Raw genomic sequence first — 16,763 nt, forward strand, 5'->3', positions numbered from 1 at the left:
ATTATTTCTGATTTTTATTCCTTAATAACTTTAGCTTGTAACTAGTAACGGTAAAATTGAATGGCATATCAGATGATGTATTTGTACCGATAGAATCCATGATAAATCCGATTCTTGCTTCCCATACCATATTTTCTAAAATTGTACCCGTACTATTTTTTGCCAATGATTCAAAAGTAACAACTGCCTCGTTATCGTTGATATTGTTAATTGATAATATATTAATTGAGCGTCTATATAGTTTTTGATATCTCATGACCGGTGATAATGGGTTATCAATATTCATAAAATGAGCAAATTGCATATAAACAATACTCGTAGAAGTATTTTTGATAAAGGTAAATTGTTCTTTTAATGTATTGTAATTGTATTCTTCTCGTTGGTTTACATAATTCTGAAGCATAATATTTGCAATAGAGATATAAGGACTTGCTAATGTTGAATGTTTAGTATTAGTAATAGTAGCTTGTTTTTCGGCATCATCTTTTATTAAGTAACTTACTTTTTTGTTTATAGGTAGTAATATATAGATATTTATACAAATTAAGGTTAATAATAAGGTAAAAATCGTGCATATTAAAAGCAGAAGACTTCTATGACTTAACAGTAAGATATACTTAAAATTATACCATTTTCTTGCATCAATAAAATATTCGCCGGATTTTATATATTCTTGTATTGCGTTGGTTAATGGGTCCATAATTACTAGATTAATATCTAATTTTATTCTGTTTTAACTCTATCATTATCATTATAATATGATTATGAATGTTATTTAAGCTATAAAATAAGTTTATATTTGTTGCTAAGTTGCTAACAATACCAAATATTGTTTAACTTTAAAATTAAAATAAATTATAAATTAAAATTATACAATCACAATTATTGATGGTAGTTATTATGTTCCACTTGAAAAATTGGCGACAATATCTTTATAAGTCCGCAGGTAGTCACGTATTAAGTATACGCTCTGCTCCTAATCTGAATTTCGTATAACTACTCTTCATTTACTTCAGAGTATAATAATAGTTTACAATCTTTTTAATATTTTTTTATATTTATAAGTAGATTTTTTTAAAAAATGCTTGTGAACTATTGTATAGTAAGGTAATTTTAAAATAGTAACAAGATAATTTAATAATGTATAATCAAATGTTAAAATCATTAAAGCTTCTGTTAGTGTTAATTATGCTTGCTCAATTGTTGTCGTGTACCCCTTCAACTCCTTATGAAATTAAAAGCCCGTGCGTTTCTGCTGATATAGATGATGGTTCAAGTGTAAGCGTAAATCCTTGTATAAGAAGACCTGTTAATTCAGTAAATTTAGTATAAAAGTAATATTTTACACAATAACAATGTAATATAAAAATACCTTTGATATGAATAATATATTTGGCTTCTTTAAATCGAGTAATAACTCGCAAAGCGGTTCAGGAGATGCACAAACGCAAGAAAGTATTAAATTGGCGAATCCTTTAAAAATTACTCAGAATTGGTATGAAGAGCGATTTGATAAGTTACTTGTTCAACGTAACTTACTTATCATATTAATAATACTACTAACCATTTTTATGGTTATATCAACTTTAGTAATAGCATTTGTAGTAAAATCTAAACAGTTTGATCCTTTTGTTATTCAGCTTAATAGTAATACCGGACGTGCCTCAGTGGTAGAACCTATTTCATCACCAGTGTTAACGGCGGATGAGGCTCTTGCAAGGTATCTTATAAAGAAATACATAACGGCACGGGAAACATATAATCCGGTTGATTTTGCGACGACAGCTCGTACGACAATAAGATTATTTTCAACAAGCAGTGTTTATTACAATTATCTTGGCTACATAAGAAATAAAGATTTTGATCCTACTTTAAAATATAAAGAAGAGAATACTACATTTTTAGTAATAAAATCATGGTCAAAAATCGCAGAAGATAAATATATAGTTAGATTTTCCGTAAATGAAACATCAGGCAGCCAATTAGTTTATAATAAAATAGCGGTAGTAAGTTATGCTTATGTGCCTATGAAATTAACAGATTCAGAACTTGATATAAATCCGGTAGGGTTTCAAGTTAACGGATATAGGGTAGACGATGACAATAGTTAGATTTTATTTTTTAGTTTTTATATTATTAAGCGGTTTTACAGTACAACGAGAATGTCCACTTGTAGATAATCCATGTAATAGTAGTAATAATTATGTAGATGATTTATCTATAACTAAAGATAATAGGATAAAAACTTATATATATAATCCAAATGAAGTTTATTTATTAGTTTTGCATTTTGGCTTTCAATCGCATATAGAATTTGCTAAAAACGAAGAAATCCAAAATATAATTCTTGGGGATGCTTATGCTTGGAAAATAACTCCTTTGGCAAATAGATTATTTATTAAGCCTCTTGAAAAAGATATTCGTACAAATATGACTATTATAACTAATAAAAGAATATATGAGTTTGATATCGCTTCTACGGAACTTATGATGGGTAACGAAAGGGATTTAGTATATGTAATTAAATTTTACTACCCTAAGAAAAATAGTAATTACATGGCAAGATTTTAATCGATGTCATTTCTGTGTAGATACGTCATTGCGAGCAGCCGTAGGCTGCGTGGCAATCTCATGAAATAATACAAACTCCTGAGATTGCGGACGTACAATTGCTCTGCGATTCCCTCGCAATGACGGAAAAACCGATCCACACAACAATGACAATAAAAACACTTTAACTAATATAATTTAGATATGGCTGAAGAGCAAAATAACAATCATAATACTGGTTCTTTATCAGGAGCAGATTCTCCTGAAGTACAAAGAGAATTATCAAAAGTTTCGGTTAGCTTTAATAAGAGTATTGCGATAGTAATCGTAATTTGTGGTATTTTTATATATATTTTTTATACTCTTTTTTTCGGTACTGAAAAAGAAGAAATACCGGAGATTCAGATACCGAGTAATATTGTAAAACCTGTTACGGAGATTGATGATAATATTCCGGAGATCCCAAAGTTACCTGATCCACCTAAGCTTGAGACGCCCCCCGCTCCTCCACCGCCTCCCCCTCCGGTAGTAAAAGTGCCACCGGTCTTACCTCCTACTACTCCTGTGGAAGAGAATAAAGACAAAACACTTCCATTATCGCCGGTTTCGTTCCCTTCGACTTCAGGAACGTTAGTTGAGAGCGATACAGAGAAGCAACGTCGTGAAGCAAAAAGAAAATCAGCTATAGTGTTAATTGGTGGTGTAGAGCCTAAAAAAACACCAGAACAGATTATGGCAGAAGCGTCTTTTAAAGATCGCGGTGATATGTCTTTGGTTCTCGGACGCGGTAAATTAATTGATGCAGTCCTTGAGACGGCAATAAATAGTGATCTTGGCGGTGAAATAAGAGCCATTATTAGTAGAGACGTGTTTTCTGAGAAAGATAAAGTTATATTGATACCGAAAGGGTCAAAAATATTCGGTAAATATGCAACCTCAACTTCGTCAGATAGTTACGGTAGAGTTTCTATAATATGGGATAGAATCGATTTAACTAGCGGTTATACTATAGAATTCGATTCACCTGCAGTTGATAATTTAGGCAGACCAGGATTACAAGGAAGAGTTGATAATAAATATAAAGAACAATTTGCAAATGCCGTATTACAATCCGGCTTTAATATAGGGCTTGCTAAAGTCCTTGATAAGTTAGTGCCGCCTCCTATAGATTCTCAGGCAGCAGCTACCAATAGTGCCACGGCAACACAATTGTTAAATACTGCTCAAACTATTGCATCTAATACCGCTATGGATGCAAATACTAAGATAGTTACAATTTGTACTAATATACTTGCTGCTATTACCGATAAAACTTCGACTGCTTATACTACTATGACTCAAGCATGTACAACCGCACAAACTGCTTCTTCAGCGAATACTGCTGAGCAGAGACTTCAAACCTTAGTACAGGCAGTTAATACGGCAGCTTCAAGTTTGCTTACTACTACCTCTATAGCATCAACGCCGACGCAAGCACAACAAGCTTCTACTCAGGCTTTTACGGATGTGACGAATGTTGTACAAAATATGATAACTCAGCAGCAGTTTAAGCCGACGACAACGGTTAATCAAGGTACGCCGGTTAGAATATACGTTAATAAGGATTATAAATTCCCAAAAGCCGTTTTATTAAAATCAAAGGTAATGAAATGAATGAAGAATTTGCAGCCTTAGAGACGTTTTTACTTCCTTTTAAAAATTTATTTGCTGAAGACGGTATTAACGAAATTATGGTTAATAAGCCCGGAGAAGTATGGGTTGAAAAAAAAAGCGATATATATTCTAAGCAAATACCGGAACTGGATAGCGAACATCTACTTGCATTAGGGCGTTTAGTCGCTCAATCTACCGACCAGATGATTTCAGAAGAAAAACCACTTCTTTCGGCAACTTTGCCGAATGGCTACCGTATTCAAATAGTATTTCCTCCTGCTTGTGAGATAGGACAAATCATTTATGCTATAAGAAAGCCTAGCGGTATGAATCTAACTTTAGATGAATATGCTAAAATGGGGGCATTTGATGATACTGCAACAGAAAGTTTAATAGATGAAGATGCAGTAATTTTAAATAATTTCTTAGCTGAAAAAAAGATTAAAGAGTTTATTAGATATGCAGTTGTTTCAAAGAAAAATATTATAATTAGCGGCGGTACTTCAACTGGTAAAACTACTTTTACTAATGCGGCACTCACTGAAATACCTACAATAGAAAGATTAATTACTGTAGAAGATGCTCGTGAGGTTGTGCTATCAAGCCATCCTAACAGAGTGCATTTACTGGCTTCCAAAGGAGGACAGGGGCGTGCAAATGTTACTACTCAAGATTTAATAGAGGCCTGTTTGCGTTTAAGACCAGATAGGATTATAGTAGGTGAGCTTCGAGGTAAGGAAGCTTTTAGTTTTTTGCGTGCTATTAATACAGGTCATCCCGGTTCAATATCAACACTGCATGCTGATAGTCCCGCTATGGCTATTGAGCAGTTAAAACTTATGGTTATGCAAGCAGATCTTGGTATGCCGCCTGAAGAAGTAAAGAAGTATATTTTAACCGTTGTAGATGTCGTTGTGCAGTTAAAACGCGGTAGCGGCGGGAAAAGATATGTTTCGGAAGTGTATTATAAGAAGAACAAGAACACTGAGGGAATAGTTTAAAAACGTCATTGCGAGGAAGTTACGGAGTAATTGATGAAGCAATCTAAGGAGTTTGTTATTATTTCATGAGATTGCCAAGCTCCTTACGGTCGCTTGCAATGACATAAAAATTACTCCACGCAAAAACTAATATATAAGCATAAACTAGGAATATCAATTCATGGAATGGCATAAGATACTTAAAGTGACTAGAAATATATTCGGTCATGCTATAATTCATCCGGTTGTTATTTTTTGTACCATGTGGATAAGCGGTGCATTTGTTGCAATTTTTACTAGTGAGGTTGGAGCTTTAGGTATAAATATAAATGCTATAAATATTGCTTATAAGTGGGCTTACTGGCTTATTAACGTTTGGGGGCAGTTAAAAATTGCTGACTATAGTTATTTAAAATTGAAGTTACTTGCCTCTCTTCTCAGTCCGGCTATTATTGTTATAATATTTTACATTAAAAATTTTGAAAGAATAAAATCATTACAATTTTTCAAACAAGATGAAAAAGTATATGGAGATGCAAGCTGGGCTAATCCGTCAGATATAGAGGCCGCAGGTCTTAGATCTAAGAAAGGTATGCTGATCGGTGTTGATACCGGTGGATATTTTGTTGCAGACGGGTTCCAGCATGCTTTATTATTTGCTCCTACCGGTTCAGGTAAAGGTGTAGGATTTGTGATACCTAACTTGTTATTTTGGAGTGATTCGGTAGTAGTGCATGACATAAAGCTCGAAAATCATGGGTTGACAAGTGGTTGGCGTGAGAAGCAAGGGCAGAAAGTTTTTGTATGGGAGCCTTCTAATCCTGATGGTGTTACTCATTGTTATAATCCGATTGATTGGGTTAGTACTAAGCCTGGGCAAATGGTTGATGACGTTCAAAAAATTTCAAATCTTATAATGCCAGAAAAGGATTTTTGGAATAATGAGGCACGAAGCTTATTTTTAGGCGTAACTCTATATTTAATAGCTGATCCTACTAAAACTAAATCTTTCGGTGAAATAGTGCGTACTATGAGGAGTGACGACGTAGTTTATAATCTAGCGGTCATACTTGATACGCTTGGTGGTGTAATACATCCTGTTGCATATATGAATATTGCTGCATTTTTGCAAAAAGCCGATAAAGAGCGTTCCGGCGTAATATCTACAATGAACTCATCGCTTGAATTATGGGCAAATCCACTAATTGATTCAGCTACAGCATCTTCTGATTTCAATATACAAGAATTTAAAAAAGTAAAAACAACTGTATATGTAGGGTTAACACCCGATAATATACAGCGTTTACAAAAATTAATGCAGGTGTTTTATCAGCAGGCGACAGAATTTTTAAGCCGCAAGATGCCAGATTTAAAGGAAGAGCCGTATGGAGTAATGTTCTTACTTGACGAGTTCCCAACGCTCGGGAAGATGGATACTTTTAAAGCCGGTATAGCTTATTTTAGAGGTTATAGAGTTCGTTTATTTTTAATTATTCAAGATACACAGCAGTTAAAAGGAACATATGAGGATGCAGGGATGAATTCTTTCTTATCTAATGCAACATATCGTATTACTTTTGCCGCTAATAACTATGAAACGGCAAATTTAATATCGCAGCTTGTTGGTAATAAGACGGTAGAACAAAGATCATTTAGTAAACCTTTATTTTTTGATCTTAATATTTCTACTAGAACCCAAAACGTTTCTCAGGTTCAAAGAGCTTTACTTTTACCTCAAGAAGTAATACAGTTACCGAGAGATGAGCAAATTGTTTTAATAGAATCCTTTCCGCCTATAAAATCTCGTAAAATTAAGTATTATGAAGATAAGTTTTTTACTAGTAGATTATTACCGCCGACTTTTGTCCCTACTCAAGTACCTTTTGACCCTAGGGCAAATAATAATGAGGCTTTTGAAGAGACCGAAACAATAACTGTTCCGGAGAATAATGAGTAAGATCCAAAAATGCGTTCAGCTATTATTGATATCGGTTCAAATGCTTTAAGAGCTGTAGTTTATGAAAGTGATGAGCTTGGAGCACCGGAAATTTTTAATTATAAATTTAGAAATTATCTTACAAATTTACTTAATTTAGATAATTTAGACGTAAAACATCAAACATATTTATCTCTACAATATCTTATTCATATTTTTACCAAACTGTCCGTTACTAATATTAGATGTGTTGCAACAGCTATACTTAGGGGGCATCCTAAAGCAGATGAATTTAAAGCTATAATTAAAAAGAGATTCAATATTGATATTGAAATTATCTCAGGTGAACGTGAAGCTTATTTAACTGCTGCCGGATTAATTTCCGGTATTAGTGATGCTTTTGGTATTGTAGCTGATCTTGGAGGTGGAAGTCTTGAGCTTGCACAGATTGGAAATAAAAAAGTCGGTAAATTAAAATCATTGCCGCTTGGTACAAAAATTATTGTTAGTAGCAATTTTGGTGATGTCGGGCTGATTACTAAAATGCTAGAGGAAGAATTTGGAGCTGCACATTATCCTAATTTATATTTAATTGGTGGTGCATTACGTCTAATGAGCCGTATATACATGGAGTCTATAAATTATCCCCTTAAAAATTTACATAATTTTGAAATAAATCGTGTAGAGTTTGAGTTATATTTAGAGAAATTATCGCAAATCGATAAATTAAAGCTGAGTTATTACGAGCAGAAAGCCATAAATTATAATGCAGTTTTAGTAATAAAAGCAATGATTAAGGTATTTTCACCGGAAAAAATTATTATCTCAAATTACGGTTTAAAAGAAGGAGTAAGATTTGACTCGTTGCCGTCTCATGAAACAGAAAAAGATATTATTTATGAGAGGGTGAAGAGATTAGTAAAATTTGATAGAAATATATGTAAAATTGAAAAATATATTGAAGCAGTACAATATCTTTTAATTAATTCTGATGCCACGACTCTTATTATTATTGAACTCGCTATAATGCTAGCACAATATAATAAAAATATTGATAAAACGCTTAGAGCAAATTTTGTTTCGGAATTTATATTATCTTCAGACATTCCTTTTAGTCATAGACAGCGTCTTATGTTAGGTATTGCCCTTACAGTTACTTATACTGCTAAAACTGACATGCAGATTAATAAAATAGCTAAGAAAATGATTAGTAAAAGTGATTATTACAACAGTCATATAATCGGTTATTATATAAAAATTGCTAGAGAAATTGATGGGCCGGAATTTCAAGAGCCTTCTTTTTCGATTAAATTAAAAGACGATAAATTTTTACAAATTAATGCTTCAAATATCTTGCCTAAACAAGTCTTTGAAAAGGTTTGTGAACGTTTAAAAGATATAAGTTCTGCTAGAAAAAATATTAGGTATAATTTTAGTGATTAGGTTTTTTTGTTATAGTGTCGGATAGTTTTCGAAAAGCCAGTGATGTCATGCCTGCGAAAGCAGGGATCCAGGCTAAAAAAATCTTGATTGCAAAGATTTTTTTTATTATATTGTTGCACTTTTATTTTAAAGATTTCACTTTAAAAAGTAAAATCTTTAAAAAGCTTTAAAGTCTGGATTCCTGCTTTCGCAGGTATGACATCAAAAGTGTTACACAACGATAGCTAAATTAATTGCGCTCCATCAAATGGATCACAATTATATTCTGTTGTACATCCTATAATAGTAGGTTCCATTTTAGGAACTGTGTGTTCCTCCCAAAAATCTACCAACGGTTGAATTGTATTAATAATACGTGAATCTTCGATGGGATGCAATAAATTATCTATACTAATTTCTAGATACCTAACTATGAACTCTGCAGCTCTATCATCTGATCCTCCGTGTATAAGATCTCCAATTCTTTCTAAGTAGTAAACTTGCTCGCTAGTAAGATCTTTATCTTTTATTATTTGTGGTAGAATCTTGGTGAATATACATTGCAATTGAACTTTTTGATCAGTTGCAAATTATTCATAATAATCCTGTTCTTTTACACAAGGTAATTTTAGTAAATTAATAATTAAATTGGTCATAATATGGGCATGAGAATTAGTTTTTATAACTTCCTCTCATTCTCTTATATCTGCTTTTCCAGTCTATAATTATTAAAGTAAAATATAGGTAATATACGTTTTTTGAATATTTAATCAATTCTTTACTATCGTTATATTTACTACTAATTTCATTTTTTCCCTCTGGTATTAATATTAAATTTGCTGTTAAATCAAGTATTGGTTTTGCTGCTCTACTATATTCATATGAACTATTAATTAAGCGCTTTAAGCTTTCAAAATTTTTAGGTAAAAATATTTTATCATCATTTTGATATGGTGCATTTTTTACGAAATCTGTTTTCAAAATTTGAAAACTATTATTTAGTGGGATACTTACATTATAAAAATTTTTCTCTATTGCATAATGTCCAAATTCATGTGCTATTATTGATTCTAAATTTAATTTTTCTGTGCCTATACATATTAGGTTATTGTCTTAATCGTAATGAGAAAATGATTTATTATCAAATATTATTTTTAGGCTATCTTGCACTTTAATATTAGCCGCTATATAGATAGGCTAATAACTTAATTTGTAGGTCTCCATTGCAAAAGCTTTGTATAGTTACGAAGAATTATATTGTAAGTCCTTGTCATTAAAATAGTAATATCAGAGTTTTCGCTATAAATTACTTCTGTAATCGGTGATAATTTTTCTATTTTTAAGTTCTTCAATATTTATCTTAATTTTATTATCTTCAATAAAGCTTTTAAACTCTTGAAAACTTAAATAACTAGCTAATTTTTTAATTCAATCCTTCTATTTTAAGTTCACTAATTGCATTGTTACTTTGCTCTTCAATTGCTTTCTTCTTAAACTTAATCAACTCTTGCAACATGCTGCTTTTTGTATCTCTATATTGATAGTATCAAAATTTATAAATGTTGCTACATCAAGCATAGATGTATCATTGATGTTATGTATATATCTCTACTATCGTATTCAGCAGAAGTAAAGTGGCTAGGGTTAGCATAAGAAATAATAAGTTTATATGCTGCTAGATCAAATGACGTAATGGCATGATGTAGCCATAACAAATTATAGCTGTTCTTAGATGCTAAAATTGATTTTATTCCGTCATATTTTTTAGTTTTTATAAAATTTTATTAGCTTATTCAAAGCTATTGTGGGGCATTGTGAAATAATATTTAGATGGTAAAGACATGTTTTATAATAAATAGTATATCTTTCTATTTGCAAAGAAATAATTTTAATGACATTCACGAACATTAACATCTTATTAAGTTCTCTTAGTCTACCTACCAAATCATTATATAATCCTGAAAACAACAAATATATTAGGATATATGATAAAAAATTACTGGAAAAAGTTTTGGAAGAGTAGCAAAATTTTATTGAACTAAACGACATATGGTAATTTAAAAAGATTTAGAGTCGGCATAGAAGCTTATCGAGAAAATGTTATAGTATATAGATATATTAATTTAATTGCACAATTAATTGCACAATCGGCAGGACATGTCCTGTGGAAAGTGCTTAAAAGTAAAACCAGCGAAGTAATATTAGAGTATCCAGTGCATTATTGACTAAAAAAACTGAATCCCAAAAAAGCTGGAGCGGATTTTATTAGTGAGCTAATTGCAGGCAAATTATTATTCGGTAATAGTTATATTTTATCAGCTCTAGACTCGTACCCTAAAGAGATTTATTTATTACCGGCTCTTGCTACGGAACTGGTTATAGAACACAATAATTTAGTTGCTTATTTTGATTTGCCCAAATTATTTTTCCGTTAACTCTTGCAGTACCAAAAATTAGTGGTATAGGTTCGCTGTAATTAGCTGTTACATATTTAAAGCTTTCTTTGAAATTTTTAATATTGTCATATTCTATCGGTTCGTGATTTAGTTGATCTAAATACTCACCAAGCATTTTGCTAACAAATCTTCCCACGCTTGAAAATATGCCGCCGCCAAATGCATTTTCAATAGTACCGCAAAGCGCACTAAAAAAACTTCCAAACATATTTACCATATTATATATTTAATATGGATTGATATTAGTAGTATAATGTGGTAACACTTGATACATGTCATGCCTGCGAAAGCGGGAATCTGGGAAAATATATAAAAAACAAGATTTTATATGTTTATTTTGTCAAACATGTACCAATTATTAAGGTTATTTTTTCTGGATTCCCGCTTTCGCAGGTATAACATAGAAAATCACAGGGTGATATGCTGCCTTTAAAAAAATGGAAATCATAAATGTTTAAAAAATATATATTTATTCTAATATTATTTATTGTTTCTATAGTTCGTGCAGAAATTATAGAAGTGGATAGTTTAAATAAAATAAAACAAGATTTTAAAGAAAATTATAATAAAAATTATGTACCTCAGGATTTATTAGTAGTAACAGTTCTAGATAAATTTTTGTTTAAGTCTTTAGTGCCTATCATTGAACATCTTGATAAAGACATTTATCTTACACTAACTCCTCTTTTATATAATATTAATAAAAATTCAAAAGCTATTTATATAACTCAATTGATTTTAACTAATGATAGTTATAAGAAAGAATTACAAGAATCTGATTTTCCAAATTTTGTAAATGAAATGAGTAATAGTAAAATTCCCATAATAGCAGTAAATAATGGGTTTACCGGTAATTTTAATAATATTCCTAAATTTGAGATATGGTTTGCCGATTATTTAAAGAAAAATTTCGATATTGATTTTTCAAATAGTTTTCCAAACAATAATTATATTATTTTTAATAATTTAGACAGTTTTGCTAATACTTATCCGGTATTTTATAAGGGTATATTGACGAGTAATAATATATCGGAATCGGAAATGATACTCAATTTCCTTATTCAAATGAATTTTATACCGAAATGCTTTATAATGATTAGTAGTAGTATAGAATTGCTAAGCTTAATGGAATTGCAACTTAGTAGTTATAGTTCTAATATATTATTTATTGGTTATCATTATAATAATAAAAATACTCCGCAAAATAAAGATGTTACATATTATACTAAACTGATTAATGATTTAATATCTCAAATCAATAAGCTAAAAAGAAATAATCCACCTTTAAAGAATAATAATGCAAAAGGTAAAAATCCTTATGACACGAATAAATAAAGTTTTATTGAGTTTACTTTGCTTAGTTATTTCGTATGCGGGCTACGGTCAAATTATTCCTACTTACTCCGTAGATTCAGTGACAATGAAAAACTTATTACCGAAGATAGATGCAGATACGCTGGTACTTATAAATATAGATAATACTGTCATAACACCGAAATCCAAATTATTTCGATATCAGGATAATTCTTATATAAATTTTACTAAATATTTATATAGTCTTGCAGCGGATAACGCATCAGTTAATAAAACTATTGCAAAATTGATAGTGCAGCGTCAAATGATGCTTGTTGAATCTAAATGGGTAGATTTAATTAATAAGATGAAACAGCAAGGTGCAATGGTTTTAGGTCTTCAGGAAATAACAGCCCCATGTAATTTAATTGAAAATTATGAAGGATGGTTATATACCTTACTTTACGGACTCAATATTAATTTTACTAATAAAGTTAATGATAAAGATGTATTTAGATTTAATCCAAGCGATGCTGAAGCCCCTATTTTTTATTTAGGTATAATATTTACCGGTAGTATAAATAGAGTAAAAGCTCTGATAGAGTTCTTAAAAATTATACCGAAACAACCTAAAAAAATAGTAATTTTTGCAAATAATAAAAAAGATTTAGAAAATATGGACTCTTATTTAAGTATGGTTGATATTCTATATTATGGAATTGAATATTTGGGGTGGCAAATGTTACCGGGGTCACCTGATCATCAAATCGCTGAGTTGCAGCAATCTACGTTTTTAAATACCGGTCAGTGGTTAGAAGATGATATAGCTGCAAAGATGTTAAATAAATAATTATGAATGACAATTTAATTAATGCTTTAAAAGATTTAATTATTAATACCGGCAAGGTTGCACTAAATATAAAAAAGGCAGGAATATTGACTGATATTAAATCAGATGGGTCAGTAGTCACTAATGCCGATAAGGAAATTAGTAAAATAATTTATCAAACTCTACAAACCTTAACCTCACAAATAGCTATAGTATGTGAAGAGCGACCGCTACCTATGTTCAGCAGTGATACTTTTTGGTTAATCGATCCTATTGATGGGACATGGAACTATGTAAACGGTAAAAGTACATATACAGTCAATATAGGGCTTATTGAAAACGGTTTTCCAACCATCGGCTTGATATATCACCCTGAAACAGCAAAGCTATATTATACCGATGTAAACGGTCGGTTAAAAATCGAACAGAATTCTAAAGAAATATTTGTTAATCATGAACCTAAACATGAAGAGCTTAATGCGGTAATAGGTTTTTATAATTCAAATGAAGCTACTAAAGAATTTTTAAGTAAGTATTCATTCGGTCAAATAAATGCAATAGGCAGTTCAATTAAACTATGCTTAATTGCTGAAGGAGCAGCTGATATATATCCAAAATTCGGTCAAACTATGGAATGGGACATAGCGGCAGGTCATGCTTTAATTAAAGCCGGCGGTGGTAATATTTTAGATACGCATGGACAAGAAATTACTTACGGTAAAGAAAGTTTTGCTAATCCTAATTTTTTCGCCTGTAGTAAATATTGGTTGGAAAGGGAGGTAAGGTTGCATAGATACTAGATAGTCATTCTAGATAGCATTGCGAGCAGCCATAGGCTGCGTGGCAATCTCATGAAATGATAACAAACTCCTAAGATTGCTTCGTCAAAACTTGTAGTTTGCCTTCGCAATTATGAAAAAAACTGAGCCACGCAGGCACTGCCAAACTCGCATCAAACCAACTTCTTTAACTCATAAATTAACTCAAGTGCTTCTTTAGGGGATAATTTATCAGGGTCGATAGTGCTGAATTTTTTATCTAATTTGTTGCTTATAGCAGTTTTATTAGGTTCAAGGTAAAACAAACTCAAATTATTTGATTCCGTTGATAAAACATTTTTTCCTTTACCTTTAGAAGTTTTTTCAAATTTAAGCAGAATCTGCTCAGCTCTGTTTATAACACTCGCAGGAAGACCGGCAAGAGCCGCAACATGAAGACCGTAGGACCTATCGGCAGCACCTAATATAATATTATGTAAGAATAGAATATCTTTACCTGATTCCTCAATAGCAATAGTATAATTTTGCAAACCCGGTAGGAAATTACTCATAACGGTTAGCTCATGATAGTGCGTTGCAAATAAACAGCGACATTTCAGCTTATCATGAATATATTCAAGCACCGACCATGCTATAGATACCCCGTCATAAGTGGATGTGCCTCTACCTACCTCATCAAGTATGATTAGTGAGTTTTTTGTAGATTGAGCAAGAATTGCCGAGGTTTCAAGCATCTCTGCCATAAAGGTTGATTGTCCCTTAATTAAGTCATCGGCAGCACCTATTCGGCTAAATATTTTGTCGACTATCCCTATTTTAGCACTTTTGGCCGGCACAAACGAACCTATTTGAGCAATGATTGCAATAATAGCGTTTTGACGTAAAAAAGTACTTTTACCTGCCATATTAGGACCGGTAATTAACCAAATACGCTCAAGCTCTGATAAATGACAATCATTGTATACAAAGCTTTTGCTTTCTTGCTGTAGTGCTTTCTCTACTACAGGATGCCGTCCTTTAACGATATCAAAGCTTAAATCATCGGTAAACTCAGGCTTAACATAATCATATTCATCAGCGATGTAAGCAAAATTACAAAATACGTCAAGCCCGCTTAAGGAGCTTGCAAGCATTCGTAAATAGGAAGCTTTTTCGATTACTTGGCTACAAATATCCGCATATAATTCTTTTTCTAAGCTTATTACTAAGGTTTTAGCATTGACTAACTCACTTTCAAGCTTTTGTAGTTCAGCAGTAGTGTAACGAACATGATTAACCGTTGTTTGACGGTGAATAAATTTGGGATCAAGGATTTTATTAACATTTTTAGCGGTGATATCGATAAAAAACCCTATAACATTATTATGAGATATTTTTAAACTGTCTATTCCCGTTTCTTTGCGATATTGATCTTTTAACTTTTCAATATATAATTTTCCGTTATTAATTAAATCATGTAATTGGGCTACTTTCGGATGATATTTATGTTTTATTATACCTCCGTCATTTAAATTATTCGGTGCATCTTCTCGTATTGTTTCGTCTATTAAATTATATAATTCTGCATCGCCCGATAGAGGTTTAATAATTTTTTCGATAAAATCAGGTAAATTAAAACCGTAAGCGTCAAAGAATACCCCTTTAATAATCGTTGCCGTTTCTAAAGTATATTTAATGCTAAGTAAATCACGACCTGAACTTCTGTTCATCGTAATACGTGTTAAGCAGCGTTCTATATCACTAGTTTTTTTTAGAAGTTCTCTAATTTTTTTTACTATTTCTAAGTTGGAATAAAAGAACTCAGTAATATTTAAACGATGATTTATTTTAGCAATATTGGTTAAAGGACTTGAAAGAAAATTATATAGTAAACGTCCGCCTTGTTTAGTAACCGTATGATTAAGGGTGCTTAATAAACTTCCTTGTGGGCCGCCTTGTGAGTTTGTTACAATTTCAAGGTTGCGTCTAGTAGAGAAATCAATAGTCATATAGCTATGAAAATTGATAATTCTAGGGATTGGCAAATGAGGAATATTTTGTTTTTGCGTTAACGATAAATATTCTAAAATGCTACCTATGGCACAAATTTGACTACTAGATATTTCGCCGATTCCTTTAATATCTTTCATTTTATAAAAATCTAAAATGATTTTTTTGCATTTATTAATCGCAAAAAAACTATCAACTTGATAGGTAATACGAAAATTTAATTGTTTGAAAATACTATCCGCAAGATTAGAAGATCTCAGATTTTCGCTAAGCAGAATTTCACGAGGTTTTAAACGAGCCAGCTCATTAAGAATTTCTGTTTCCGGTACATTAACTACAACAATTTCGGAAGTAGAAAGATCAACATAACAAAGGCTAGCTGTTTCTTTATTTTTTGGTATTACGAGACTTGCTAAGTAATTAGGTTCGGCTGAAGCAATTAAATTTTCTTCAATTATAGTCCCCGGAGTTATAATACGTGTAACATCCCTAGTAACTACCGCTTTATAACCACCTCTATTCTTTGCTTCTTCAGGTGTTTCTAGTTGATCACAAATAGCAACCTTATAATTTTCTTCAATTAACTTAGTTAAATAATTCTCAAGTGCATGATAAGGTACTCCGCACATCGCAATTTCTTCTTCGCCGTTTTTGCCGCGCTTTGTTAAAGCAATGCCCAGTACATTGCTTGCTAGGATTGCATCTTCATAGAACATTTCATAAAAATCACCCATTCTAAATAGTAGTAAACAATCTAAATGAGCAAATTTAATGTCTAGATATTGCTGCATCATTTTCGTTGCAACGTCGTAATTATATTTTTGTTTCAACTCTTGAAGATTCATATTAAGCAGCATAATTTATATTATAGTTTGG

General features: G+C 31.6%; 15 protein-coding genes and 2 pseudogenes. 11 read left to right on the plus strand and 6 right to left on the minus strand.

All coding sequences use genetic code 11. From position 1 onward, the window contains the following. Window position 1: 1 nt before the first annotated feature. Window positions 2-700 carry a VirB8 family type IV secretion system protein gene (locus tag QUD19_RS04175; RefSeq protein WP_498807498.1) on the minus strand — a complete coding sequence of 233 codons (699 nt, stop codon included), beginning with the start codon at window positions 698-700 and terminating at the stop codon, window positions 2-4. 452 nt (window positions 701-1,152) lie between these two features. Here QUD19_RS04175 and QUD19_RS04180 point away from each other — a divergent pair, with 452 nt between their 5' ends. From QUD19_RS04180 to QUD19_RS04210, 7 genes are all read left to right on the plus strand, one after another. After that, window positions 1,153-1,332 (plus strand): DUF2706 domain-containing protein, encoded by a 180-nt coding sequence (locus QUD19_RS04180; protein WP_498808675.1) that lies wholly within the window; start codon window positions 1,153-1,155, stop codon window positions 1,330-1,332. Window positions 1,333-1,379: 47 nt separating this feature from the next. Next, on the plus strand, window positions 1,380-2,111 hold the full coding sequence (locus QUD19_RS04185; RefSeq protein ID WP_498807500.1) for a VirB8 family type IV secretion system protein: 732 nt from the start codon (window positions 1,380-1,382) through the stop codon (window positions 2,109-2,111). Next, window positions 2,098-2,571, plus strand: a complete 474-nt coding sequence (locus QUD19_RS04190) for a TrbG/VirB9 family P-type conjugative transfer protein (RefSeq protein WP_498807502.1) — start codon at window positions 2,098-2,100, stop codon at window positions 2,569-2,571. The genes QUD19_RS04185 and QUD19_RS04190 overlap by 14 nt, the downstream gene beginning before the upstream one ends. Before the next feature lie 183 nt (window positions 2,572-2,754). Continuing rightward, window positions 2,755-4,203 carry a TraB/TrbI/VirB10 family type IV secretion system protein gene (locus QUD19_RS04195; protein WP_498807504.1) on the plus strand — a complete coding sequence of 483 codons (1,449 nt, stop codon included), beginning with the start codon at window positions 2,755-2,757 and terminating at the stop codon, window positions 4,201-4,203. Further along, window positions 4,200-5,204: a P-type DNA transfer ATPase VirB11 gene (gene virB11, locus QUD19_RS04200; RefSeq protein ID WP_498807506.1), complete on the plus strand. Its 1,005-nt coding sequence runs from the start codon at window positions 4,200-4,202 to the stop codon at window positions 5,202-5,204. The genes QUD19_RS04195 and virB11 overlap by 4 nt, the downstream gene beginning before the upstream one ends. A 160-nt stretch (window positions 5,205-5,364) precedes the next feature. Beyond that, window positions 5,365-7,140, plus strand: coding sequence for a type IV secretory system conjugative DNA transfer family protein (locus QUD19_RS04205; RefSeq protein WP_498807508.1), 1,776 nt, complete (start codon window positions 5,365-5,367; stop codon window positions 7,138-7,140). A gap of 9 nt (window positions 7,141-7,149) precedes the next feature. Beyond that, window positions 7,150-8,562 (plus strand): Ppx/GppA phosphatase family protein, encoded by a 1,413-nt coding sequence (locus tag QUD19_RS04210; protein WP_498807510.1) that lies wholly within the window; start codon window positions 7,150-7,152, stop codon window positions 8,560-8,562. On the opposite strand, the pseudogene QUD19_RS04215 reads toward QUD19_RS04210, so the two are convergent. From QUD19_RS04215 to QUD19_RS04225, 3 genes and pseudogenes are all read right to left on the minus strand, one after another. Then, window positions 8,552-8,764, minus strand: a pseudogene (locus QUD19_RS04215) (hypothetical protein). The gene QUD19_RS04210 and the pseudogene QUD19_RS04215 sit on opposite strands and share 11 nt — an antisense overlap. A gap of 22 nt (window positions 8,765-8,786) precedes the next feature. After that, window positions 8,787-9,107 carry a hypothetical protein gene (locus QUD19_RS04220; protein WP_498807512.1) on the minus strand — a complete coding sequence of 107 codons (321 nt, stop codon included), beginning with the start codon at window positions 9,105-9,107 and terminating at the stop codon, window positions 8,787-8,789. Between the two features lie 106 nt (window positions 9,108-9,213). Continuing rightward, entirely contained in the window at window positions 9,214-9,522 is a 309-nt protein-coding gene (locus tag QUD19_RS04225) for a hypothetical protein (RefSeq protein WP_498807513.1), read from the minus strand. Between the two features lie 1,004 nt (window positions 9,523-10,526). Here QUD19_RS04225 and QUD19_RS04230 point away from each other — a divergent pair. After that, window positions 10,527-10,946 (plus strand): annotated as a pseudogene (locus QUD19_RS04230) (phage portal protein); the annotation flags it as partial. On the opposite strand, the gene QUD19_RS04235 reads toward QUD19_RS04230, so the two are convergent. After that, on the minus strand, window positions 10,918-11,205 hold the full coding sequence (locus QUD19_RS04235) for a host specificity protein (protein ID WP_498808676.1): 288 nt from the start codon (window positions 11,203-11,205) through the stop codon (window positions 10,918-10,920). The pseudogene QUD19_RS04230 and the gene QUD19_RS04235 overlap by 29 nt on opposite strands. A gap of 242 nt (window positions 11,206-11,447) precedes the next feature. Here QUD19_RS04235 and QUD19_RS04240 point away from each other — a divergent pair, with 242 nt between their 5' ends. From QUD19_RS04240 to QUD19_RS04250, 3 genes are read left to right on the plus strand one after another with little or no spacing between them, the layout of a single operon-like run. Continuing rightward, window positions 11,448-12,332, plus strand: a complete 885-nt coding sequence (locus tag QUD19_RS04240; RefSeq protein WP_498807515.1) for a DUF2608 domain-containing protein — start codon at window positions 11,448-11,450, stop codon at window positions 12,330-12,332. Next, entirely contained in the window at window positions 12,295-13,140 is an 846-nt protein-coding gene (locus QUD19_RS04245) for a DUF2608 domain-containing protein (protein ID WP_498807517.1), read from the plus strand. Before QUD19_RS04240 ends, QUD19_RS04245 begins: the two co-directional genes overlap by 38 nt. Before the next feature lie 2 nt (window positions 13,141-13,142). Continuing rightward, window positions 13,143-13,919 (plus strand): 3'(2'),5'-bisphosphate nucleotidase CysQ family protein, encoded by a 777-nt coding sequence (locus QUD19_RS04250; protein WP_498807519.1) that lies wholly within the window; start codon window positions 13,143-13,145, stop codon window positions 13,917-13,919. 152 nt (window positions 13,920-14,071) lie between these two features. Here QUD19_RS04250 and mutS read toward each other — a convergent pair whose 3' ends face one another. Beyond that, on the minus strand, window positions 14,072-16,744 hold the full coding sequence (gene mutS / locus QUD19_RS04255) for a DNA mismatch repair protein MutS (RefSeq protein WP_498807521.1): 2,673 nt from the start codon (window positions 16,742-16,744) through the stop codon (window positions 14,072-14,074). Window positions 16,745-16,763: the final 19 nt, after the last annotated feature.

The organism is Candidatus Rickettsia kotlanii, from assembly GCA_030295365.1.
Classification (GTDB): domain Bacteria; phylum Pseudomonadota; class Alphaproteobacteria; order Rickettsiales; family Rickettsiaceae; genus Rickettsia; species Rickettsia kotlanii.